Source organism: Hahella sp. CCB-MM4, assembly GCF_002260525.1.
In the GTDB taxonomy this organism is placed as follows: domain Bacteria; phylum Pseudomonadota; class Gammaproteobacteria; order Pseudomonadales; family Oleiphilaceae; genus Hahella.
This window is the reverse complement of sequence record NZ_MRYI01000153.1, coordinates 1-592: the sequence shown is the minus strand read 5'-3', so window position 1 is coordinate 592 and position 592 is coordinate 1. Positions and strand designations below refer to the sequence as shown.

General features: G+C 68.9%; 1 protein-coding gene. It reads left to right on the top strand.

What is annotated here, in order from left to right:
• Positions 1-592, top strand: a 592-nt coding sequence (locus BTA51_RS29810; RefSeq protein ID WP_141215749.1) for a hydantoinase B/oxoprolinase family protein, incomplete at both ends; no start/stop codon positions are given.

Below are 592 nucleotides of genomic sequence, written 5' to 3'. Positions count from 1 at the left end.
ACGGGGTCAGCCGCTGGGGCATCAACGTGCCGCTGATCTACACCAAGGCCTATGCCTGCTACGCGTTGATGTGCGTCGTCGCGCCCGACATCCCCAACAACTGGGCCTCGCTGTCGCTGTTCACCATCGCCGCACCCGATTGCATCCTGAACGCCCCGCGCCCCGCGCCGGTCAGCCTGCGCCATGTCTTCGGCCATATGGTGCCGGACCTCGTGCTCGGCGCCTTCTCGCAGGCGCTGCCGGGCCAGATCCTCGCCGAGGGGGCCGCAGCTTTGTGGAACCTGCATATCTCGGCCCGCCCCGTCGCCGGTCAGACCGGGCGTCGTGCCGAGATGCTGCTGTTCAACTCGGGCGGCATGGGCGCGCGGCCGACTCTGGACGGGCTGTCCGCGACCGCCTTCCCCTCGGGCGTGATGACCATGCCGGTCGAGGCGACCGAGCAGACCGGCCCGATCGTCGTCTGGCGCAAGGAGCTGCGGGACGGCTCGGGCGGCGATGGCGAGTTCCGGGGCGGTCTGGGACAGGTGCTGGAGATCGAAGCGCTGCCGGGCCATGAGTTTGATTTCTCGGCGATGTTCGACCGGGTGAACCA